Genomic DNA, 23,906 nt, shown 5'->3' with positions numbered 1-23,906 from the left:
GAGGAAAAAAGTCGTGCTTGAAGCCTACCGTAAACACGTCGAAGAACGTGCTGCTGAAGGAGTTGTTCCAAAACCACTAGATGCTGAGCAGGTAGCTGGCCTAGTTGAACTTCTGAAGAACCCACCTCAAGGTGAAGAAGAGTTTATTCTTGACCTACTAGAAAACCGCATTCCACCAGGCGTAGATGAAGCTGCCTATGTAAAAGCGGGCTTCCTTACGGCTATCACTAAAGGTGAAGTAGCATCTCCACTAGTAAGCAAAGCAAAAGCTGCAGAATTGCTTGGTACTATGCAAGGTGGTTACAACATCGAATCTCTAGTATCTCTACTTGATGATGCTGAGCTTGCTCCAATCGCTGTGAAAGCATTATCTCACACTCTTCTGATGTTTGATGCGTTTTACGACGTAGAAGAGAAAGCAAAAGCTGGTAACGAATCAGCTCAACAAGTCCTTCAATCTTGGGCTGATGCTGAATGGTTCACCGCGAAAGACAAAGTCGCTGAAAAAATCACAGTAAAAGTATTCAAAGTCACTGGTGAAACGAACACCGATGACCTATCTCCAGCACCTGATGCATGGTCACGTCCAGATATCCCAGTACACGCAAAAGCGATGCTGAAGATGGAACGTGATGGTATCAACCCAGATCAACCAGGTACGGTTGGCCCAATCGCTCAGATCGAAGAACTGCAAAAAGACGGCATTCAGCTTGCTTACGTAGGTGATGTTGTTGGTACCGGTTCTTCTCGTAAGTCTGCAACGAACTCAGTACTTTGGTTCATGGGTGAAGATATCCCTTACGTACCAAACAAGCGTACTGGCGGTGTTTGTCTAGGTGGTAAAATTGCTCCAATCTTCTACAACACAATGGAAGATTCAGGCGCATTACCTATCGAACTAGACGTACAAAACATGAACATGGGCGATGTTATCGACATCTTCCCATACGAAGGCGTTGTACGTAAAAACGGTGAAGAGATCTCTAGCTTTGAACTAAGCAAAGTACTGCTTGATGAAGTTCGTGCTGGTGGTCGTATTCCACTTATTATCGGTCGTGGCCTAACAGGTCGTGCTCGTGCTTCTCTTGGTCTAGAAGAAACAGACCTATTCGCTAAGCCTGTTGATCCAACTGCATCTAATAAAGGCTACACACTAGCTCAGAAGATGGTTGGTAAAGCATGTGGTGTTGAAGGTGTTCGCGCGGGTCAATACTGTGAGCCTAAGATGACGACAGTAGGTTCTCAAGATACTACTGGCCCTATGACGCGTGATGAGCTTAAAGACCTTGCGTGTCTTGGCTTCTCTGCTGACCTAGTGATGCAGTCTTTCTGTCACACATCGGCATACCCGAAACCAGTTGACGTTAACACGCACCACACGCTACCTGATTTCATCATGAACCGTGCTGGTGTTTCACTGCGCCCTGGTGATGGTGTTATCCACTCATGGTTAAACCGTATGCTTCTACCTGATACTGTAGGTACAGGTGGTGACTCGCATACTCGTTTCCCTCTAGGTATCTCATTCCCTGCGGGTTCTGGTCTGGTAGCATTCGCGGCAGCAACAGGTGTTATGCCTCTTGATATGCCAGAATCAATCTTGGTTCGCTTTAAAGGTGAAATGCAGCCAGGTATCACGCTACGTGACCTAGTACATGCAATTCCTCTATACGGCATCAAGCAAGGTCTGCTTACTGTTGAGAAAGCAGGTAAGATCAACGAATTCTCTGGTCGCGTACTAGAAATTGAAGGTGTTGAACACCTATCTGTTGAGCAAGCATTCGAGCTTTCTGATGCATCTGCAGAGCGTTCAGCGGCAGGTTGTACTGTTAAGCTGTCTCAAGAGTCTATCGAAGAGTACCTGAACTCAAACATCGTTATGCTTAAGTGGATGATCGCTGAAGGCTACGGTGATGTTCGTACTATCGAGCGTCGTATTACAGCAATGGAAGAGTGGCTAGCGAACCCTGAGTTGCTGTCTGCTGATTCAGACGCGGAATACGCTCACGTTATCGAAATCGACCTTGCTGACATCGACCAGCCAATCCTATGTGCACCGAACGATCCAGATGATGCTCGTCTTCTTTCTGACGTTCAAGGTACAGAGATCCAAGAAGTGTTCATCGGTTCTTGTATGACCAACATCGGTCACTTCCGTGCTGCAGGTAAGATGCTTGAAGAGTTCAACGGCTCGCTAAGCACTCGCCTATGGGTTGCTCCGCCAACTAAGATGGACAAAGACCAGCTAACAGAAGAAGGCTACTACGGTATCTTCGGTCGTGCAGGGGTTCGTATCGAAACTCCGGGTTGTTCACTATGTATGGGTAACCAAGCGCGTGTTGCAGACAAGTCGACAGTAATGTCTACGTCTACTCGTAATTTCCCGAACCGTTTAGGTACAGGTGCTAATGTTTACCTAGCGTCTGCTGAGCTTTCTGCGGTTGGTGCAATCTTGGGTCGCATTCCAACGAAGGAAGAGTACCTAGAGTACGCGGATAAGATCAATGCAACGGCTGCTGATACATACCGTTACCTGAACTTCCATAAAATGGGTCAGTACACGGAGAAAGCGGATACGGTTATCTTCCAAGAGCCAGCATAACCGCTGACTGATTGAGTAACTTGCTGAACGCCTTCTATTCGTAGAAGGCGTTTTTTTATGTCTAGATGTAAGGAAACGAGCGACTCGACCTATTAATCACTTCGCTATATACTCTCGCCTCATTTTTAACCCTGTCTGCAGTTACTGCGTGGAGCCACTATGGAATTCGAATTTACAAGAAACACTCTAATGGGTGAGTACTACGTGAAATGCAGCATGGGACACGAGATCGTTGGCCGCTGGTTACAAGAAGAGATCGGTAAAGATAAGCAGAAACTGGATCATGTGATGGCGCTTATTGAGCAATCACGACAGGATCTGAGCAACGAAGTGACGTTACTTGGTAAAGAGATCAGCCTAGCGATTAATGAAGATGAAGTAACGATTCAAGAAAACGTATTGGGTCATGATCAAGAGATGGAAGAGGGCAGTGAGTTCGACTTCTACAACTGTGAGAGCCAAGCAAGTTGTGGAATTGACGACTTCGAGCTGCTAATCGAGCGTTGGATTGAGTTTCTAGGTTACTAACCGTTGTTATAAAAGAGCTTAGAACTTAGTTGCCCAAAACTGGAGCAATAATAGAGTCACGCATTAAGATAGTGAAAAGGTCGCACCAAATTGGTGCGACCTTTTTTGTTATCAGTACCTTATCATCTTCATCTTATTAAAAATCAATAAGTTAACTTTTTGGCACACTACTTGGATTGTAATAAGAGAATTAACGGAATTAGTGAAGAATTTAAGGAACGAATATGAAACTAATAAATGCCATTGTTAAGCCATTCAAATTAGATGACGTACGTGAAGCGTTGTCTGATGTGGGTATTGAAGGTATGACGGTCTCTGAAGTGAAGGGCTTTGGTCGTCAGAAAGGACACACTGAATTATACCGTGGTGCAGAATACCAAGTCGACTTTCTGCCAAAGGTGAAGCTAGAGATTGCTACTCAAGCTGAAAACGTTGACCGAGTTGTTGAAGCGATCAGCCAAGCGGCACACACAGGCAAAATCGGTGACGGTAAGATTTTTGTGTATGACCTAAGCCAAGCCGTGCGAATCCGTACTGGTGAAATGGATGCAGAAGCACTTTAAAGAATTACAAGGACTGGAGACTTTAATATGGAACTTACAACAACAGTAACGGAACTACGTTACGCACTAGACACTTTTTTCTTCCTCATTTCAGGTGCGTTGGTAATGTGGATGGCAGCAGGCTTCGCAATGTTAGAAGCTGGCTTAGTTCGTTCAAAGAACACCACAGAGATTTTAACTAAGAACATCTGCTTGTACGCGATTGCATGTACTGCGTTCTTAGTCGTTGGTTACAACATTATGTATGTCGATAACGGCGAAGGCGGTTGGTTACCATCATTTGGTACTTTGATTGGTACTCAAGGTGAAGGCGCAGACCACTCTTTAGAATCAGACTTCTTCTTCCAGGTAGTATTCGTTGCAACCGCAATGTCTGTGGTATCTGGTGCGGTAGCTGAGCGTATGAAGCTTTGGTCATTCCTAATCTTCTCTGTAGTACTAACAGCATTTATTTATCCAATGGAAGGTTACTGGACTTGGGGCGGTGGTTTCCTATCAGAAGCAGGCTTCAGTGATTTCGCTGGCTCAGGTATCGTACACATGGCGGGTGCAGCAGCAGCGTTAGCAGGTGTTCTACTACTTGGTGCTCGTAAAGGTAAATACGGTAAAAACGGTGAAATCTACCCAATTCCTGGTTCAAACATGCCACTTGCTACACTAGGTACATTCATCCTTTGGTTTGGTTGGTTCGGTTTCAACGGCGGCTCTCAACTGATGGTTTCAGATTTCGAGAACGCAACAGCAGTAGGGCAAATCTTCCTTAACACCAACGCAGCAGCAGCAGCGGGTGCAATCGCAGCACTACTAGTATGTAAGACAACTTGGGGTAAAGCGGACCTAACTATGATTCTTAACGGTGCGTTGGCTGGCCTAGTAGCAATCACGGCAGACCCTCTATCACCATCGCCTCTGTTTGCAGTGGCAATTGGTTCAGTATCTGGTGCACTAGTGGTGTTCAGTATCATTGCTCTAGATAAAGCTAAGATTGATGATCCAGTAGGTGCTATTTCAGTTCACGGTGTGTGTGGTTTCTTCGGCCTAATGGCTGTGCCATTAAGCAATACAGATGCAACATTTGGTGCGCAGCTATTCGGTGCAGCAGTAATCTTTGCTTGGGTATTTGGTGCGAGTCTAGCGGTATGGGCTGTACTTAAAGCGACAATCGGTATTCGTGTAAGTGAAGACGAAGAGCTAGAAGGTATGGACATGCATGACTGTGGTGTAGGTGCTTATCCAGAATTTGTGTCGGTAAAATAATTTACAAACATTTACATTTAACCTACTTGAAACCTGCTCAGATGAGCAGGTTTTTTTGATGTTTAACGTTGTGTTTAATCTAATGATACATATAATAATGCAACTGATAAACATTATCATTTCTATGCAAAAAAGGATTGAATCATGAAAAAACTGCTAACTCTTTCAGCTATTGCGTGCAGCACTATCGCACCAGCAGCAATGGCTGCAGAAGAAGTAAACGTATACTCTTACCGTCAACCTTTCCTTGTTGAGCCAATGTTCGATGAGTTCACTAAAGAAACAGGTATCGAGGTGAATGTTAAGTTTGCTAAGAAAGGTTTAGCAGAGAAGCTAGCTCAAGAGGGCGAATACAGCCCTGCTGACGTGGTATTAACTGTTGATATCAGCCGTCTATCTGAGCTAACTGAAAAAGGTTTAGTTCAAGCGGTAAACAGCGACGTTCTAGAAAAGAACATCCCTGCTCAATACCAAGATACAGACAACGAGTGGTTTGCTCTAACAACTCGTACTCGTAGCGTTTACTCTTCACGTGACCGTGTTGGTCGTCTAGGTGAAGATTTCACATACGCAGACCTAGCTAAGCCTGAATTCAAAGGCAAAATCTGTACTCGTAGCGGTAAGCACCCATACAACGTTTCTCTAGTATCTTCTATGATTGCTCATAAAGGTGAAGCAGAAACTAAAGAGTGGCTAGAAGGCGTTAAAGCAAACCTAGCTCGTAAGCCTCAAGGTAACGACCGTGCACAAGTTAAAGCTATCAAAGAAGGTCTATGTGACGTTTCTCTTGGTAACAGCTACTACCTAGGTAAGATGGTTAACGATAAAGAGCAAAAAGCTTGGGCTGACGCTGTTTACATCAACTTCCCTAACCAAGAGACGACTGGTACTCACGTAAACATCTCTGGTATGGCAATGGCTAAGTACTCTCCAAACAAAGAGAACGCAGTTAAGCTAATGGAATTCCTATCTGGTAACACAGCACAAGGCATGTACGCAGAAGTAAACTACGAATACCCAGTTAAAGCTGACGTTAAACCTTCTGAGCTAGTTGCTTCTTGGGGTGAATTCAAAGCAGATACAATTTCTCTAGACGAAATCGCAGATCACCACGAAGCTGCAATCAAGCTTCTAGACGAAGTTAAATTCGACCTGTAATTATTAATATAGGCTTCGGCCAATATTAGATTTAACAACCTCAAGTTGCCGTTTTTGGTGCTTGAGGTTGTTTTGTTTTTAGTTAAGTCACTTTTTGAAACAAAGCTCTTGATGGAACTAGAGAGTTATTAGCTCAGCTCCTTGAAGTCATTACAGTATATGGGTATAAATAACCCCCACCACTAAAAGGGCATGAGATGTATTTGCAACTGCATTTGTGTTTCATTAAGCCTCGTTGTAATTAGGCGATGAAAGAAAAGAATTATTTATGGAACACCAGTAGTGGGGTGATTGCTGCACTACTGGTTTTTCCGATCTTAGCGATATTCACCACCGCCGTGGGTGAGACAGATGAGCTCTTCTCTCATTTGATGTCCACGGTGATGCCGACTTACGCATATAACACTGTCGTTTTAGTGATAGGAACCATGTTCTTATCGCTGCTATTTGGTATCCCTTCCGCTTGGATTATGGCGATGTGTCGTATCCCTGGTGAGAAGGTGTTGCAGTGGGCTTTGGTTCTGCCACTGGCTATGCCGGGTTATATCGTTGGATACATTTTCACTGATTGGTTCGATTTCGCTGGCCCAGTACAAATTTTGCTTCGTGACCTAACTGGTTGGGGGCCGGGAGAATATTGGTTCCCAGATATTCGAACCTTAACTGGCGCTATTATCGTCCTGTCTTTAGTGCTGTACCCTTACGTTTACCTGCTGTGTCGTGCTGCGTTCATGGAGCAGAACGTTTCTCTATTGCAATCCGCGCGACTCCTGAAATGTTCTCCATGGGAGAGCTTCCGACGTATCTCTTTGCCTTTAGTCCGCCCTTCGATGGCGGTTGGCTTATCGCTCGTTGCTATGGAAACCATTGGTGACTTTGGTACGGTGAGCTACTTTGCGGTTAACACACTAACCACTGCGGTATATGACACTTGGCTTGGTTACTCTAGCTTGACTGCCGCAGCTAAGATCTCAGCTATTATGCTGATTATCGTGATACTGCTTTTAAGTTCGGAACGTTACAGTCGTCGTAAGCAAAAACTGTTTCAAAACCAGTTCAGTAGCCGAGAAGATTTCCGCTACAACTTAGAGGGCTGGAAAAAGTGGCTAGCGCTGTTTTGGTGTTGGGGTTTAGTCTGCGCAGCATTCATATTCCCTCTAGGGCAGTTACTGATTTACGCTTACAAGTACTTTGCACAAAGCTGGACCGCTGAATTCCGAGAGTATGCACTCAACAGTTTGAATGTGTCGATACTTGCCGCCTTAATCGGTGTGGCGATCGCACTTATCGTTAACTTTAACCAGCGTGTTAATCCGGCGAAACACAACCTCGCTTTTATGCGCTTATCCTCTATGGGCTATGCGGTGCCGGGAACGGTATTGGCGATTGGTGTGATGGTGCCAGTGTTGTTTATGGATCACCTAGTCAACGACATTGCGAAAATGATGGAGTGGGGACGCCCTGGATTGATCTTCTCTGGTTCGATGTTTGCGCTTATTTTTGCGATGGTTGTGCGTTTTTCTGCGGTTGCTATCGGTAGTGTAGAAAGTAGCCTAAGTAAAGTGTCGCCGTCTTTGGATATGGCTTCAAAGACCATGGGTTGTAACACCAACCAGATGCTTCGCCGAGTGCATCTACCCCTGATTAAGCGTGGTGCTTTGATTGCTGGACTATTGGTGTTTATCGAATCGATGAAAGAGTTGAATGCTGCGCTGCTGTTGCGTCCGTTTAACTTTGAAACCCTAGCAACCTATGTTTACAACTATGCCTCAGACGAGCATCTAGAGCTGGCTGCGATGCCTGCCGTGTTACTTGTACTTGTGGGTCTAATCCCATTGATCATCGTCAACCGTTCTTTGGAGCAAAAAAACTAATGAGCTGCGCATTATCTATTAAAGATCTGACTTGTAAGTATGAGTCTCAAACGGTTCTCGAGTCGCTTTCTCTTGAAGTTGAGCATGGCGAGATCGTATGTCTGCTTGGCGCTAGTGGTTGTGGTAAAACAACCTTACTAAAGGCGATTGCTGGATTACTTCCGTTGAGTCACGGGGTAATGAATCTTAACTGTCAGACTATTGATGATGGTAAGAATTGGTTACCACCAGAGCAACGTAACATCGGCATGATCTTCCAAGACTATGCGCTGTTTCCGCACCTGACGGTTAATCAGAATATAGCATTTGGCCTGCGTGATATGTCTGAGCAAGACAAGAAAGCAAAAGTGAAAGAGATGCTAGAGCTGGTTCACCTTGATCAATATGGTGAGCGTTACCCTCATCAGTTGTCTGGTGGACAGCAGCAACGTGTCGCTATTGCTCGTTCTTTGGCTTATAAGCCTGATCTACTGCTACTCGATGAACCGTTCTCGAACATTGATACCCAAGTTCGTCATGAGTTGATTTCTCAGATCCGCAAGATCTTTAAGAAGCAGGGCGTGACCGCTATTTTTGTTACTCACAGTCGTGAAGAAGCGTTTGCCTTTGCGGATAAAATGGCCGTAATGAACCATGGTGTGATTGAACAGTATGGTTCAGCATCTGAGCTGTATTTCCACCCATCAAGCAAGTTTGTGGCTGATTTCTTAGGTGGTGGTAGTTACTTAAATGCTCAGCGTATTTCAGACAATGAATTCGAAACCAGCTTGGGCTTAGTGGAAGCAAAAGCGCAAACGGAAATTGATGTTGGCTCTGAGTGTGCATTGTTACTGCGACCTCAGCACATCGTCGCGAGCCACGATACAGAGAGTAACTTGTCGGTATTGGAGCAGCAATTCATGGGCGACCATTGTCGTTATGTGATTGAAGCTAATGGTCAAAAGCTACTGGCGACCTCGTCGGAAGCACTAGAAGTTGGCATGCCTGTAACCGTGAAGGTAGATACTAAAGGTGTGTTGGCATTTTAATTTGGCTTAGTTGCTGAGCTGAAAACTCAGTCATAAAAAAGCCCAGTACTTTCAGCAAAGTACTGGGCAAGAGTTCTTCACCTATAGGCTTTAACAAGGCAGTGGTTTGTTAAGTCCCATACAAAACTGCTGCACTCTATAAGCCTATAGAGAGAGGAAGTCTTTCACTTTTTGAAGAACACGCTCTGCAGTCTCTTTATCTTCCATTTCAGCGAAGATTCGCAGTAAAGGCTCTGTTCCAGAGAAACGAGCAATAACCCAGCCACCATTCTTAAAGTACACCTTGGCGCCATCTTCATAGCTGACTTTTTCAATATCATACTCAAACTCAGGTAGTTGCTTCTCTACGTAGATCTTGGTGTAGAGCGCTTCTTTTTTTGAAGGTTTGAACTTGCAATCGCCTTCCGCGGTGTAGGCATAGCCATACTTCGAGTAGATTTCATCAAGTAATTCAGACAATTTCTTACCCGTTACACTGATCATCTCAACCAGTAGGCTAGATGCGAAGACACCGTCTTTACCTTTGATGTGGCCACGAATGGTTAAACCACCCGAACTTTCACCACCAATCAGAGAGTCGTCGGCTTCCATTTGCGAGCTGATATGCTTAAAGCCTACTGGAACCTCAAAGCTCTTCTCACCATGATCGGCTGCCACTTTATCGAGTAGGTGAGTCGTTGCGATATTGCGAACTACCGATCCTTTCCAGCCTTTGTATTCCAACAAGTAGTAGTAAAGCAGTAATAGCACTTCGTTAGGGTGAATGAAGCTACCTTTCTCATCGATAATACCTAAGCGGTCGGCATCGCCATCGGTACCAATACCGATGTCATACCCTTCAGCGGCAACCAAGTGCTTCAAGCGATAGAGCGTAGCTGCGCTTGGTGATGGCATTAATCCACCAAAGTCTGGGTTTTTACCATCGTTGATCACGTCGACATCACAACGTCCATTGATAAGAACCGTTTGTAGGGCGTTCTTCGCTACACCAAACATAGGGTCAATCAGTACGCGTAGGTTCGCTTTCTTGATCGACTCGATGTCGATGAAGTTAATGATCGAATCAACAAAGTCGTTCATTGGGTTGATGATTTCGATCTCTTTGTCGTTCAACGCTTGTTCGAAGTCGACACGGATAACGTCTTCGTTGGTTAGAGTTGCGATCTGCTGTTCGATCTTCTCTGTGATGATCTCATCAGCATCACGACCACCTTCAATAAACACCTTGATGCCGTTGTAATCCGCTGGGTTGTGAGAAGCGGTAATACATGCCGAGTAAGTGCAGCCCATCTCTTTTGCTTGGAACATTACGATAGGGGTTGGAACAAACTTATCGATGAAGCTGACTTTGATGCTGTTAGCGGCTAATACTTCAGCAAACCAACATGCAGCTTTATCGGAAAGAAAGCGACGGTCATAACCGATCACAAATCCGTTTTTAGCTGCATCTTCATTTTTGATGATGTTTGCCAGCGCCTGTGCCACAAGGCGAACGTTCTCTCTGGTGAACTCTTCACCAATGAAAGCGCGCCAGCCACCTGTACCAAATTTAATCATTAGAAAATCCTTTTAGTCTCTTTGCCTCAAACCCAATAGGCTTGAGGCAAGAGTGGTTGGTTAAGTAGCGTGACTAGCCTAGAACAACGACAACATCGTTCACGCTGCCTTCTGCTTGAACTGGGATTGCACCTTCTACTGACTCACCGTTGATAGTGATAGAGGCAACCCCTTTGCTTACTGCATTCGGGTTCTGTACCGTGATGTTGTATGTCGCACCGCGCCATTGACGAGTCACTTCAAACTCTGGCCAACCTGTTGGGATACAAGGATCTACGGTTAAGCCTTCAAAGCCTGTACGAACACCAAGAATGAAGTTGGTTACCGCAAAGTAAGCCCAACCAGAGGTACCGGTTAACCATGGGTGATTTGCACGGCCGTGGTCTTGGTGGTCTTTACCCATGATGAACTGCACGTACGAGTATGGTTCTGCGTAACGTGTTTCAATCATGTCGTTTTGGTTGTATGGGTTAAGTGCATCGTAGAATTTCATTGCACGGTCACCACGACCAAGTTTCGCTTCTGCTACCCAAGCCCATGGGTTCGGGTGAGAGAAGATTGCACCATTCTCTTTTACGCCTTGATAAACGCGAGTGACGAAGCCGATATCATCGTTTGGTGTCGCGAATGATGGAGAGTTTAGGTGTAGGCCGTATTCAGAGAATAGGTTCTCATCGACTGCATCCATCGCTTTCTCACCACGCTCTTGAGAAACCGCACCAGACAGAACGGCTAGTGTGTTTGACTCAAGGTGTACACGACCTTCTGCTTGTTGAGCAGTACCGATCTTGTCACCATTTTTGGTTAGACCACGGATGTACCAACCGCCTTCTTCATCCCAAAGGTGTGTTTCACACGCTTCACGTACGTTCGCTGCCATTTCTGTGTATTTAGCAACATCAGCGTCGTTGTTACGGAACTTAGCAAGGTCTAAGAACTCTTGTAGTGCCCAGAAGTGAAGGAATGAAACCATTGACGACTCACCACCACCAAGGTTCAAGCAGTCGTTCCAGTCAGCACGAAGACCTTTACAGATACCTGTTTGACCAACATATTCTGCAGAGAAGTTCAGTGCTGCTTTCATGTGTTCGTAAACAGTCGCTTCACCGCCGTCTGCGTAAGGAATTACTTCATCAAAGAACTTATGTTCACCGGTTTCCATTACGTATTTGATGATGGTCGGAACGATCCATAGATGATCATCAGAACAAGTATCTTCAATGCCGTGGATCTTATCGTCGTCTGATGGAGTCGGCACTACCGTTGGTGACTTCGATGGCTCAACGTCTGCTTTCTCTGGATCGAACCAGTCTGGATCGAATAGGTGTAGACCGTAGCCAGCTTTTACCTGGCCGCGTAGTAGATCGACGATACGTTTACGAGTCATCGCTGGGTTAGCGTGAGGTACTGAAATAGCGTCCTGAGCGGTATCACGGTAGCCAAGACCAGTACGGCCGCCTACTTCAATGAATGATGCAAAGCGTGACCACACTACACAGGTTTCTGCTTGGTATAGTGTCCAGGTGTTGATCATGGTGTCTAAGCCTTCGTTTGGAGACTTAACTTGGAACTTATTGCAACGCTCGTCCCAGTGATCTTTGATACCTTGGAACGCAGCATCTACGTTTGCTGTGTCTTGGTACTTTTCACGTAGGCGCTCACCGTTGCCTTTGCCGATACCTAGTACGTAAGCAAAGCGAACTTCTTCACCTGGTTGAATGGTGAATTGCTTATGCAGAGAGCCACAGTGGTTGTAACAGGTTTGAGCGCTGTTCGAACATTTACCGTTTTCAACCGCAATTGGGTTTGCTTCATCGCGGTACATGCCAAGGAAGTTGTCACGCTGGCCGTCGTAGCTGTCTGGTGAGAAGGTTGATGCTAAGTAGTAGAAGCCTTCAAAGTCGTTAGTGTTGTAGTACAGATCGTATTCCAACACACCTTCTTGGTAAGACGTGCCCGCAGAGTACAGAGACATCTGGTGGTTTTGGTTGTCTGATTGAATGTGGCTGAAGGAGAACTCTACAAATGAGAATGTGCTGATAGTACGTGGCTTATCAGTGTTGTTCTTTAGTACAACGTCCCAAACTTCTGCATCTTCGCCCTTAGGTACGAATAGCGTTTTGGTTGCGGTAATACCGCTGTATTCACATTTGAACTTTGAGTATGACAGGCCGTGACGAACTTCGTAGTTTGCTTCATCTAGGCTTTTTGCCACTGGCTGCCAAGAGATAGACCAGTAGTCACCAGTTTCATCATCACGCAGGTAAACATAGTGTCCTGGGCGGTCAAAGGTGCCGTTTGGACGGAATTTAGTAACACGGTTGTATTCCGGAGAATTGTAGAACGAGTAACCGCCCGCATTGTGCGAAATTACAGTACAAAACTTTTCAGTACCTAGGTAGTTAGTCCAAGGTGCTGGTACATCAGGGCGAGTGATGACGTATTCGCGATTGTCGTTATCGAAATAGCCGTATTTCATTGTCATTTCCTTTTTAACAAACTGCATCTATGCAGCTAATTTTTAAATAGTGATGCTGAGTTTGATTGGACTGAGCACCTTAATTTGAGTCAGCAATCACTCGCTGGGAGTGTGCTGTGGTTTGTTTTATTCAGCTTTCCAAGGGTTGCGGTAATCAACATTGAGTCTGTCGAGTAGCGGCAAGTGACCCTTCAGGCGAGATAGGTAATCTAGCCAGTTTCGGTTGTTTTTATGTGTCCAACATCCTTCAGCTAAAGCGCTAATTCTTGGGAATACCATGTAATCCATGCGCTTTTGGTTGGTGACGATCTCACACCATAGAGCACACTGAATTCCGCGGATCCGCTTACGAATTGGGTCGGTGTCGGATATCTCAGCAAGCGCTTCGTAGGTATAAGCTTGTTCTAATGGGATAACGGCAGCCCAATCTACGCCCGGCTCTTCCGGTGCATAATCTTGGGCCATGTCGAGATAAGTAAATTGTGCCGGTTGCAGAACCACATCAAAGCCTTGGCGAGCACAGTTCACGGCGGCTTCTTCGCTGAGCCAAGAGTAGATGATGGTCTCTTTACTCACCTTGTCGCCGTGTTGTGCCTCTTCCCAGCCCACCATACGTTTGCCTAGCTGCTTAAGTTTGTTCTCGGCATAGCGGAATAGGTGGCCTTGTAGGTCTTTGCTGTCTTGGTATTGATGCTCTTTCATCAGTGCTTGAGCTGCTGGGCTGTTGGTCCAAACTCCAGGTGGCACTTCGTCTGCGCCCATGTGAATTAATTCACTCGGGAAGAGTTCAGCGACTTCTTCAATAACGATATCTAAGAACTGATAAGTACCCGATAAACCTGGGTTTAGTACATTGTCGTTGTAGTGCTGAATGCTCTTGTATTGAGTGGTGTCCGCTTGCTCTACCAACATGTCAGGCAGCGATTTGATCGCGGCGCGGCAGTGTCCCGGGATATCGATCTCAGGGATCACCGTGATGCTGCGTTGCTCTGCGTATTCAATAACTTCGCGAATCTGTTGTTGTGTGTAGAAGCCGCCATAATTCTCTGCAATGTGGGTGTATTGCGGTTCTAATGCGTGGTCAGGACCACGCCAAGCTCCAATTTCTGTTAGCTGAGGTAGTCGCTTAATCTCGATTCTCCAACCTTCATCATCGGTTAGGTGCCAATGAAAAACGTTGAATTTGTAGTGCGCCAGTTGGTTGATTAATCGCTTGACTTGCTCCACAGAGTGGAAGTGACGTGCGCAATCCAACATCATGCCGCGGTATTTGAAACGAGGTTGATCGGCGATTTTGCAACATGGCACAAAGAAGTGTTCAGCATCTTGTTGTTGAACCAATTGGATTAAGCTGGCAACGGCATGCGTGAAGCCTGATTGACTGCCTGATTCTACGACTACTTGCTGGGCTGTGATCTTTAGCTTGTACTCGGCTTCATCTAAAGTCGGGTTGCTGCGAAATACAATGTCTCCGCTAGCTTCTGGTGATAGTTCTGTTGAAACCGCTAGCTCAAACGTAGTCAGTAATTCTTGTTGTAGCCAAGCACTGGCTTTCTCGGCCAAGTGAGACTGAACTTCAACTTTGCATGCTTTGTTCAGTGCGAAGCTGCCTTGCTTCAGCTCGAATTGATTCGGTTGGGGTATCAGTGCTATCGCTGCCGCATCTACTTCTGGGATTTGGCTGCGCTCACGATATGGTGAAGCTAGCACTATTGGCGATATTGCTACTGGCAGTACCGAGGTTTCGCCTTGGTTATGCGTTTGGATAAAGGCGTCATTGAGACCATCAGAATAGAAACGGAATGGGGCACTTTGAATACTGAATTCTAAATAGTAATGGTTGTTCGCCTTTAATACGGTGGCACTTGGCTGGTAAGAACAAAAGCTTCCTACCTGAGTTAATTCGCCTTGCGACAGACTCTCTGGAAGGATGAATCGGTCAAACGCAAAGTGGAGTGACCAATCTGTAACGTCAAGATCACTTAAGTTATGTACCGTAAGGCCAAATCGGCAGTTATTTTTTTGTTCAGAAAGAACAGCTAAGTCGATGCGATAATTCATATAACTTCCCTGCTAAGCCTGTTGATACAAGTTGTGTTGTGGTTTTCCGGCAAACATCAATGCGCCTTCGATAGCGTCAAATTGAGGTTCAACGATCCATTGTTGTACTGGTGGTGATAGCAAGTTGAGAATACGTTCTGCGATACTTCCCATTAGGCACACCTTGTCTGCACCTTTGCGATGCAGTGCTAGTACAAACATTTCGATATCAGCGGCGGTTTGCTTGAGCATCTCGATAGCTAGCTCATCGCCTTCGTTAGCCAGTTGAAAAATCACTGGTGAGAATTGACCGTAGTCTTTTGGAATGGCGCCTTTTGACCATTCGACGATGGCATCAACATCATTGCTAAAGTGGTTCATTACGTGTTGAGTCAGTGGTGTCTTGTTGCGAATGCCATCTTCTGCCAGTAGGACTTGTTGAATCAAACGAAGACCCATCACCGCGCCACCACCTTGGTCGGAAATTGGAAACTCACGGCCACCAACGACATGTTGCTCACCATCTTTTAGGTAGATGCCGCATGAGCCTGTTCCACCTATCATGATGGCACCGTTTTGGCCGTTGTGGGCACCAATGCAAGCACCATAAGCGTCAGTGTTGAGCGTCATGCTGGCGAAAGGGTGCGGTTGTGCCATGAAGTCGAACCATGCTGACTTTTGCTCAGCACCAGCCAGCGCCAGGCCGACATGCATATTTGAAAAATGACTTGAATCGAGTTGCCCTTGCTGCGCCGCTTGAGCAATAGCATCAACAATTGAGCTCATCGCCACATCAACACCCAAAAGGATGTTAGCGCTGCCACTTTTCGCTTCACCAATGAGTGTGCCTTGGTCATCGCGAATACGAGCACGACAAGAGGTGCCGCCACCATCAATACCTACGTAATAAAGCGTCATTATTATTGCTCCTTACGTTGTGCTAGGTAATTGAATTGCGCAGCGGTTGCCAATAGGAACCATGCACCGTGAGGGATCCATTGTTCGCCCCAGCGCCAGTTTTGAAGCATGTCATCTTTTTGTGCTGGTGGATTGAACGCAATGTCTTGATCATCTTCAAAGCCGGCGGTAATGCCGTTACAGATACCGCCTTTGGCATTGAAAAAACCAAGCTGAGGTAAGTAGTCAGGGTTGTTATGACCGTGACCATCAAGCATGCACATGTGGTAAGGGTTGAGGCCTAAGATCCAGTCGAGGCTGTTCTGTGAAAGCTGGATCAAGCGTTCCTGCAAGTCGCGATCTGTAATGTGTGGTTGAACGAGGTAAGCCATGGTTGCGATTGAACCAAGGCGAGCGTTTTCGCCTTGCCACCAGTAGCCGGTTTCGTTCTTCTGAGCGACGAAGAATGCATCGCGCTTCTCACCATCAACACTCTTAACGTACTGTCTTGGGTAGCCAAATGGGTTGGTGACTTTATCTGTGATTTTGATTTCGAACTGACATGCTTGTTCAACAACGGTGCGAGCTTGTTCTTTCAGCTCTGCGTCAGTTTCATTATTGATGTATTCGCACAGGGCTATCACTGGTAACCCAGCTTCCGCGGCGTGGAAGTATGGGCGAGAGCCATCAGCATTAGCTGACCAGAAGTGTTCAAATGAATCATCAGATTGCTGACGGGCGCTCAATCTCGTAGCCCAAGTTCTGGCTTCTGAAAGGTATTGTTCGTCTTGTGTTACTCGGTAAAGCTCATTGGCCGCGAGTAGGGCGCAATACTCATCAATGATGTTCTCTTCACCATTGTTTAGGTACTGCAAGTTGTATTCTTTTAGGTGCCAGTAACCTTTGGTCGCAGTATCAAGGTAGGTTTGGCTCGAGTAGCTACCCGATATGTCTAGTTCAGACGCTGCGGCAAGTGCGGCAATAGCCACGCCTGCTCCTTGTCGGTAGCCTGCTTGCAAGTCTGTTGATTTATGGCCTTCTTGAGTGGAGTACGCGCAGATGTCGCGTTGGTTGATATCTTTGCTCCACTTGTCGAATACAGTCATGTAAAAATAGCCGGCTGCGTCTTGCATACGTACTAAGAAATCAGCACCGAATAGCGCTTCTTCCGTTAGTCGTGTCATAGAGAATTTAGGGAAGTCTGGATTGTTGCTGGTTAAGCGCACGCTTTTAAGCATGTTCCAAACTACCATTGGAATCTGTTGTGGATTTAGGTAATTTCCATACGACAAGTGGCTAAAATACTTGCTTACATCGCCTGATGCGTCGTACCAACCACCATGCACATCAACGTATCGGTCGGTGCCAAGAATTTGGGCTTGGCGATCTTTTTTATCAAAAATGCCGCCACAACGTTGAGACTTAAAGTAGTGAAGCACATCAGAAAATGTGTGGTTCATTAGCAGGTTATTACCAATCTCAAACACTTCTGAACGAAGGTTGTCAAAGCGTAGGTAGTAACGGCCGCTCTCTGTGAATGAACTGAAGTCGATCGTGAAGAATAGCCCTTGATGCCAGTTTGCTACGCGACCCTGTTTTACAACGTCGAAGTTACCCACGGTAATATGGTTGTCGGCACACACGAGCAATACAGTGGAGCTTGATAAACGTGCTTTCTTTGTCTGTAGAATAGCTTGCTTAGGAGCCGAAGATTCGTAGCCAATATGGTTGGTCAATAACAGCATCAATATTCTCCAAAGGTCCTAGTTTCTTGTGGCTAGGTACCTGAATTATTTTGGATATAAGTAGTTAGGGCCCGCAGACCCTAACTCAGTCTTAATGTTTAGCTTTCGTGTAGGTAACAGCGAACGAAGTGGTTCTCTGCTAATTGAGTCACACCAGGAAGTTGCTCTTTACACTTGTCCATGGCGTGAGTGCAACGGCCAGCGAATGGACAGCCGACAGATGCTGGCGTCCAAAGCGGGATTTCACCTTTGTTGCCAGCCAATTGGTCATGGATTGATTTCTTTGGATCTGGAACCGCTGAAACCAATAGTTGCGTGTAAGGGTGCTGAGGGTTAGCGATAACGTCATCGGTATCGCCCCATTCAACCATGTGACCAACGTACATTACTGATAGGTCTTCAGCGATGTAACGCGCGGTTGCGATATCGTGGGTGATGTAAAGCAGAGACATTTGCTTCTCAAACTTCATCTCTTCCATCAAGTTCAGAACGCCGGCACGAATCGAAACGTCGAGCATTGATGTTGGCTCATCGGCAAGAACGACTTCTGCACCTACCGCGATGTTACGTGCAAGGTTTACACGCTGACGTTGGCCACCAGACAGTTGGTGTGGATACTTTTTCGCTGTCTCTTTTGGTGGGATTAGGCCGACTTGTTCTAAAAGATCGTATACACGCTCTTCTAGTTCTCTCTTGTTGCCAGGAGTCACCTTCTTGTGGATCAACAGTGGTCGAGCGATGTGGTGGAAGATGTTATGTGTTGGGTTCAGAGAGCCAAACGGGTCTTGCCATACCATTTGCACACCTTCACGGTACTGCATCAGATCTTTACGGCTTGAGATATCTTGAATATCACGGCCTTTGTACTCAATGGTGCCGCCCGAAGGTGCGTACATTTTTGCGATCATTTTTGCTGTGGTTGATTTGCCTGAACCAGACTCACCAACGACTGCTAGGCCGCGGCTTTTGTACATCTTGAAGGACACGTCGTTAATCGCACGCATCATTGGGGTTTGAATGGTGGTACTGCTTATTGGGAAGTCTTTTACGACGTTCTTACCTTCTACCAATAATTGACCGAAATCTTTGCTCATAATTGTCTCCAGAATCCTTATTCGCTTTGCTTGCTTTTTGGCGGACGATGCCGCCTTATTCGTTATTCACGCTGAATCAGCGTGCAAGCTATAGCTTCCTTTGTACTATTGGGTCACCGTACAGGTGGCAGTTCGACAAGTGTCCCGGCTCGATAGAGCGCAGCTTGGTTGGCACCTTAGTACAGGTTTCATGTACACGGTCACAACGAGCTTGGAAGCGACATCCTTCAGGGATCTCTAATAAGTTCAGAGGGTTGCCTGGAATACCAGTTAGTTTTGTCTTTGGCCCTGTTAATGGAGGGAAAGAACTACCCAGCCCTTTGGTGTAAGGGTGGTAAGGGTTTTCTAGAATATCTTGTGAGTTAGCGACTTCGATAAGTTCACCCGAGTACATGATGCCGATGCGGTCAGAGAACTCGACCATCAACGACAAGTCGTGGGTGATGAACAGAATCGAGAAACCAAACTCTTCTTTTAGTGCATAGATCTTTTGTAGGATTTCGCGTTGTACAACCACATCAAGTGCTGTTGTTGGCTCATCCATGATGATCAGTTTTGGATTCAGTGCTAACGCGATAGCAATAACTAGGCGTTGACGCATACCACCAGAGAATTGGTGAGGGTAGTCACTCAAACGGCTCGGGTGAATATCTACGATTTCCAGTAGGCCTTCTGCGCGCTTTTTAGCTTGCTCACGAGTCATGTTAGTGTGACGCATGATTACGTCACAGAACTGCTCTTCCATTGGTAATACAGGGTTGAGTGCGTTCATCGCACTCTGGAATACCATCGACATCTCACTCCAACGGAACGCTTGCATACGGTCATCACTGTATTCAAGTATGTTTTCACCATTGAAGATAACCTTACCACCACTGATGTAAGCTGGCGGCCTATGAAGACGCATTAGCGAGAAAGCAACGGTTGATTTACCACAACCCGATTCACCGGCTAGACCAAATACTTCACCAGGCGCGATATCGAAGCTAACGTTATTACACGCACGCACATCGCCTGACTCTGTGATGTAATCCACGCATAAGTTGCGGATAGAAATTAGTGGTTCAGACATGATTATTTATCTCCGCTCCAAAGTGCATTTTGTGGTGGTAGTTCTGGTTCGCGTTCTTGTTTGTCTTGAGCTGCAAGCTTCTTCCAACGCTTCATACCTTTGTGAGAACGTAGTTGCGGGTTAGCAATCTCATCGACAGCGAAGTTAAGCAGAGCAAGGCCAGTTACTAGCATTGTCAGTGCGATACAAGGAGCCAACAGTTCCCACCAAGCGCCAATCAGCATTGATGAAGAGGTTTGAACGTTGTAAAGCATGATGCCCCAGCTGATTGTGTTCGGGTCACCAAGACCTAGGAACGAGATCGTTGCTTCCATCATGATTGCGTACATTACTGAGCCGATGAAGCTTGCACCTACGATGGAGATAAGGTTTGGCAGAATCTCAACGAAGATGATGCGAATTGGAGACTCACCAAGTACTTCTGCTGCTTTAACAAACTCTTTTTCACGCAGTGCTAGAGTTTGGGAGCGAACAACACGGGCGCCCCAAGCCCAGGACATAAAGCCGATAACCAAGGTTATTGTGAGTGGCCCTGCCTCACCGATGAAAGCTGCTACCACGAACAGTAATGGGTATTGGGGGATAACCAGCATGATGTTCATCGCAGCGGTTAGTACGTCATCGACACGACCACCGAAGTAACCTGCCGAAACACCGATAATTGTTGCTAGTAAACATACTGTTAGACCTGCACCGAAGCCTACTGCCAGTGATACGCGTGCGCCGTATACCACTTGTGACCAAACATCACGGCCCATACGAGTCGTACCTAATACGTGGTCCGCTTTTTTAGACATAATCAGTGTGCGACGGTCGTCTGCAAGGTTTTGTGCCACCCAGCCGTTCGGGTTAGTTTGTGCCGATTTAACAACAAAGCCAGGGTACTCGTGTGGGTTACCTGTGCGCTTGTCTGGTGCATGTTTGGTGATCAATGGAGCTGCAAGAGCGCCAAGAACAAAGATGCTTAGGATGATGACGCCTGTTAGGGCCATCGGGTTACGCCAAATGAGTTTTAGAAAGTCTTTCATGATTATTTACCACCCTTACGAAGACGAGGGTCAAGAACTACGTAAAGCATGTCTGCAACCAAGTTAAAGAACAGCATGAATAGCGTCATGATAAGTAGCTGACCTTGCAGTACTTGGTAATCACGAGCGTTAATTGCGTTGAAAAGTACGCTGCCAAGACCTGGGTAGTTGAAGATGATTTCGATAATTAGCTGACCACCGATTGCCATACCTAGCGACATAGAAAGTGCGGTCACACTTGGTAGCATTGCGTTACGTGCTGCGTAGTTGAATACCACTCGGTTTTCGCTCAGGCCTTTGCCTTTCGCCATAGTGATGTAGTCTTCAGCAAGTAGGTTGATCATGTTGTTACGCATGTTGACTAGGAAGCCACCAATTTGAACAACTGAAGCACAGAACAGTGGTAAGAAAGCGTGGTAAGCAACATCTTTGATGAATGCCCAGCTTGTCCAATCAGGCACAGTACCAGCGGTGTAAGCGTAACCCGTTGGGAACCACTTCAAGCCGATTGCAAAGGTAAATAGTGCAATCATCGCGATAACGACTTGAGGAACGGCTTGTAGAATCAGCATTCCTGGCGTTACAAAAGCATCGTATTTGCTGCCACGTTTCCACGCCGCGAAAATACCTAGGATAGAACCGATAGAGAAAGAAAGAATTACAGCGGTACCTGCTAAGAAAAGCGACCAGCCGAATGCCCCACCCAACAATGAATTTACAGAAAGAGGGTAGAATTGAATTGATGTACCAAGCTCCCAGCTAAGGATGTTCTTCATGTACGCTGCGTATTGAACTAGTAAGCCGCCATCAACGAAACCTAATAGCTCTTTCATTGCAGCAATACGTTCTGGAGTAACTTGCACAGAAGCGTTCGCAAACATCATGGTAACTGGATCACCAGGCATTGCTCTTGGAATAATAAAGTTTAACGTCGCTGCAACTAATAGCGCGACAAAATAAAATGACAAACGTCTTAAAAAATAACCCATAACTCACACCTTACTCACCCAGATTGTTTCCCTGTTTCTGGATTCAGGTCGCTCCTAGCGAAATTTGGAACGAAAAATCCCCTGACGACGAGCGCCATACTTTCAATTGAGAGTCTGGGGATTTTTATAAGCGGCGTAAGAGATTACGCCGCAAGGATTGAACGAATACTTATTTGACTGGTTTTAGGTCCAGTACATGAAGTAAACGCTCTGGAATACCAGCCCAAATTTGTGGGCGGCCTTTTGGATTTTCTTCGTTCCACCAACCAGTGAAGCGAGTTGTGTTGTATTGGTACATGTAAGCACCAGACATCACAGGGATTGTCACTTGGTCTGCAGCGATGATTTGCTGGATACCATGTGCAATGTCCAGCTGTTCGTTCTTGTCAGCTGTTTTGTAGAAGCTGTTTAGAAGACCATCTAGTTTCTCGTTTTTGTAGAAGTGCATGGCAAAACGAGGCATACCGTCACCAGATTGTAGTGATGAGTTGTAAGCACTGTTCCAGTACGTGTATGGATCCGCACCGTGGAAGTAGTTTGTGTATGCTACGTCGTATGTACCTTCCAGCATTGCTTGGTTGTATACAGAGAAGTCTGGCGTACGAGCTTTTGCTTTGATGCCCACTTCGTTTAGCTGCTCTACCGCTAGTTGAACTGTGTTGTTGAAGTCAGTCCAGCCGTTGGGCGACTGGATCATTAGTTCGAAAGACTTACCAGATGGAGTATCAACAAAACCATCGTTGTTTACATCTTTGAAGCCTGCGTCAGCAAGAAGCTTCTTCGCGCCTTCAGCGTTGTAAGTATTAAAGCCTTTGTACTTGTTGTGAGTCTTTTCATCAGACCAAGCTTCGAATGCGTAGCCAAGGCCGGATGCGAAGTCGTTCACTGTACCGCCACCGTAGAATGCGATGTCGATGATAGTTTGACGGTCAAGCGCCATGGAGAAGGCACGACGAAATTCAACGTTGCTTAACGCTTCATGCTTTGCAGCATCTGGATGCTTGAAGTTTACAACGAAAGCTTGTGTACCTGCTGGCGGGTACCAGTAGTGATGTTTAGGGCTGGCTGCCGCGTATGTACGGTCGATATCTGGAACGAAAGAAGACGTCCAGTCCATTTCACTGTTTACGATTTTACCTAGGAATTGGTCGTTATTCGCAATTTGTGGAACACGCAGACAGTCAACATCTAGGTTGTCTGCATCCCAGTAATTAGGGTTTGCACACTGGATATATAGTTGCGCAGTAAATGTATCAATTTCTGTAAATGGACCAGAACCTACCGGATTTTCATTGGTAAACGTTGATGGATCTTTAACGTCTTTCCAGATGTGCTTTGGTACTACAGGTACTTTAGCAATCTCGTAAGGCGCATTCGAGTTGGCTTCAGCTAGTGTGAACTTAACTTGATAGTCGTTAAGTTTTTCTACGGAAGTTACCCAAGAGTTGATACCAGATTGGTCAAGTTCTGGTCTCTCTTTTACAAGGTTGAAAGAAAAAACAACATCATCAGCAGAAAAAGTTTCTCCATCAGACCACTTAACAGCCTTACGAATGTCGAAAACAACACTCGTCAGATCATCTGACATTTTGAAGTTTTCAGCGAGACGGAACACTGGAGTGTTACCGTGCATTTCGTTAAATACAACTAATGGTTCGTAGAGGAAATCCCAAGTTGTATGTAAATGAGTTGCGCCTAAATACGGGTTAAAGTTACGTACAAAGGTAGTGAACTCCTTAGGGTGAATAGTCAGTTCGCTGCGTTCTGCAGCTGTTGCTACTGATGCAAAACCTGTTGTAGCAGTTGCAATAATTGCTGTTGCTAGGGCTGTTTTTTTTATATTGGCAAGCATAGCTGTTCCTTACTATTTGCTTTCATTTCACTAATGGATTGAATGTTATCTATCGCTAATTGGTGAGTAGATACACACTCTGGTTAAAGGCCTACCTCTTCTTCGTTGCTCCAGATTCATCGCTGTCTCTGAGAAGTGGTAAG

The 23,906-nt window shown here is 45.9% G+C and carries 17 protein-coding genes; 7 read left to right on the top strand and 10 right to left on the bottom strand.

Translation table 11 applies throughout. The features are described from left to right. The first annotated feature begins 13 nt into the window (after positions 1–13). The 7 genes from acnB (at position 14) to BTO10_RS19030 (ending at position 9,010) form a co-directional block, all read left to right on the top strand. Positions 14–2,602, top strand: a complete 2,589-nt coding sequence (gene acnB, locus BTO10_RS19060) for a bifunctional aconitate hydratase 2/2-methylisocitrate dehydratase (RefSeq protein WP_004738197.1) — start codon at positions 14–16, stop codon at positions 2,600–2,602. Between the two features lie 159 nt (positions 2,603–2,761). Then, complete coding sequence (locus tag BTO10_RS19055) at positions 2,762–3,130, top strand: YacL family protein (protein WP_004738199.1); 369 nt, start codon at positions 2,762–2,764, stop codon at positions 3,128–3,130. 224 nt (positions 3,131–3,354) lie between these two features. Next, positions 3,355–3,693 (top strand): P-II family nitrogen regulator, encoded by a 339-nt coding sequence (gene glnK / locus BTO10_RS19050; RefSeq protein ID WP_004738200.1) that lies wholly within the window; start codon positions 3,355–3,357, stop codon positions 3,691–3,693. Between the two features lie 27 nt (positions 3,694–3,720). Continuing rightward, on the top strand, positions 3,721–4,950 hold the full coding sequence (locus BTO10_RS19045) for an ammonium transporter (protein WP_004738202.1): 1,230 nt from the start codon (positions 3,721–3,723) through the stop codon (positions 4,948–4,950). 144 nt (positions 4,951–5,094) lie between these two features. Then, entirely contained in the window at positions 5,095–6,108 is a 1,014-nt protein-coding gene (locus BTO10_RS19040; RefSeq protein ID WP_105025513.1) for a Fe(3+) ABC transporter substrate-binding protein, read from the top strand. A gap of 248 nt (positions 6,109–6,356) precedes the next feature. Further along, a complete protein-coding gene (locus tag BTO10_RS19035; RefSeq protein ID WP_105025512.1) occupies positions 6,357–7,982 on the top strand; it encodes an ABC transporter permease in 1,626 nt (541 codons plus the stop codon). Beyond that, a complete protein-coding gene (locus BTO10_RS19030; protein WP_004738205.1) occupies positions 7,982–9,010 on the top strand; it encodes an ABC transporter ATP-binding protein in 1,029 nt (342 codons plus the stop codon). The genes BTO10_RS19035 and BTO10_RS19030 overlap by 1 nt, the downstream gene beginning before the upstream one ends. A gap of 144 nt (positions 9,011–9,154) precedes the next feature. Here the strand turns inward: BTO10_RS19030 and BTO10_RS19025 are convergent, their stop codons facing one another. The 10 genes from BTO10_RS19025 to BTO10_RS18980 form a co-directional block, all read right to left on the bottom strand. After that, positions 9,155–10,567, bottom strand: coding sequence for a phosphoglucomutase/phosphomannomutase family protein (locus BTO10_RS19025; RefSeq protein WP_105025511.1), 1,413 nt, complete (start codon positions 10,565–10,567; stop codon positions 9,155–9,157). Between the two features lie 73 nt (positions 10,568–10,640). Next, on the bottom strand, positions 10,641–13,046 hold the full coding sequence (locus BTO10_RS19020) for a GH36-type glycosyl hydrolase domain-containing protein (protein WP_105025510.1): 2,406 nt from the start codon (positions 13,044–13,046) through the stop codon (positions 10,641–10,643). Positions 13,047–13,172: 126 nt separating this feature from the next. Further along, positions 13,173–15,107 carry a beta-N-acetylhexosaminidase gene (locus BTO10_RS19015; protein ID WP_105025509.1) on the bottom strand — a complete coding sequence of 645 codons (1,935 nt, stop codon included), beginning with the start codon at positions 15,105–15,107 and terminating at the stop codon, positions 13,173–13,175. A 12-nt stretch (positions 15,108–15,119) separates the two neighbouring features. Then, the gene (locus tag BTO10_RS19010; RefSeq protein WP_105025508.1) at positions 15,120–16,004 is read right to left on the bottom strand and encodes an N-acetylglucosamine kinase; all 885 of its coding nucleotides are present in this window, start codon (positions 16,002–16,004) and stop codon (positions 15,120–15,122) included. 2 nt (positions 16,005–16,006) lie between these two features. After that, positions 16,007–17,728, bottom strand: a complete 1,722-nt coding sequence (locus tag BTO10_RS19005; protein ID WP_105025507.1) for a glycoside hydrolase family 9 protein — start codon at positions 17,726–17,728, stop codon at positions 16,007–16,009. A 98-nt stretch (positions 17,729–17,826) separates the two neighbouring features. Next, positions 17,827–18,822: an ABC transporter ATP-binding protein gene (locus BTO10_RS19000; protein ID WP_105025506.1), complete on the bottom strand. Its 996-nt coding sequence runs from the start codon at positions 18,820–18,822 to the stop codon at positions 17,827–17,829. Between the two features lie 88 nt (positions 18,823–18,910). Then, a complete protein-coding gene (locus tag BTO10_RS18995; protein WP_105025505.1) occupies positions 18,911–19,894 on the bottom strand; it encodes an ABC transporter ATP-binding protein in 984 nt (327 codons plus the stop codon). Positions 19,895–19,896: 2 nt separating this feature from the next. Continuing rightward, positions 19,897–20,922 carry an ABC transporter permease gene (locus tag BTO10_RS18990; RefSeq protein WP_105025504.1) on the bottom strand — a complete coding sequence of 342 codons (1,026 nt, stop codon included), beginning with the start codon at positions 20,920–20,922 and terminating at the stop codon, positions 19,897–19,899. 2 nt (positions 20,923–20,924) lie between these two features. Next, positions 20,925–21,911, bottom strand: coding sequence for an ABC transporter permease (locus tag BTO10_RS18985; protein ID WP_004738220.1), 987 nt, complete (start codon positions 21,909–21,911; stop codon positions 20,925–20,927). A gap of 169 nt (positions 21,912–22,080) precedes the next feature. Next, complete coding sequence (locus BTO10_RS18980) at positions 22,081–23,763, bottom strand: ABC transporter substrate-binding protein (RefSeq protein ID WP_105025503.1); 1,683 nt, start codon at positions 23,761–23,763, stop codon at positions 22,081–22,083. Between the last annotated feature and the right edge of the window lie 143 nt (positions 23,764–23,906).

The organism is Vibrio chagasii (genome assembly GCF_002954585.1).
GTDB lineage: Bacteria > Pseudomonadota > Gammaproteobacteria > Enterobacterales > Vibrionaceae > Vibrio > Vibrio chagasii_A.
This window is presented reverse-complemented; position numbering and strand designations above follow the sequence as displayed.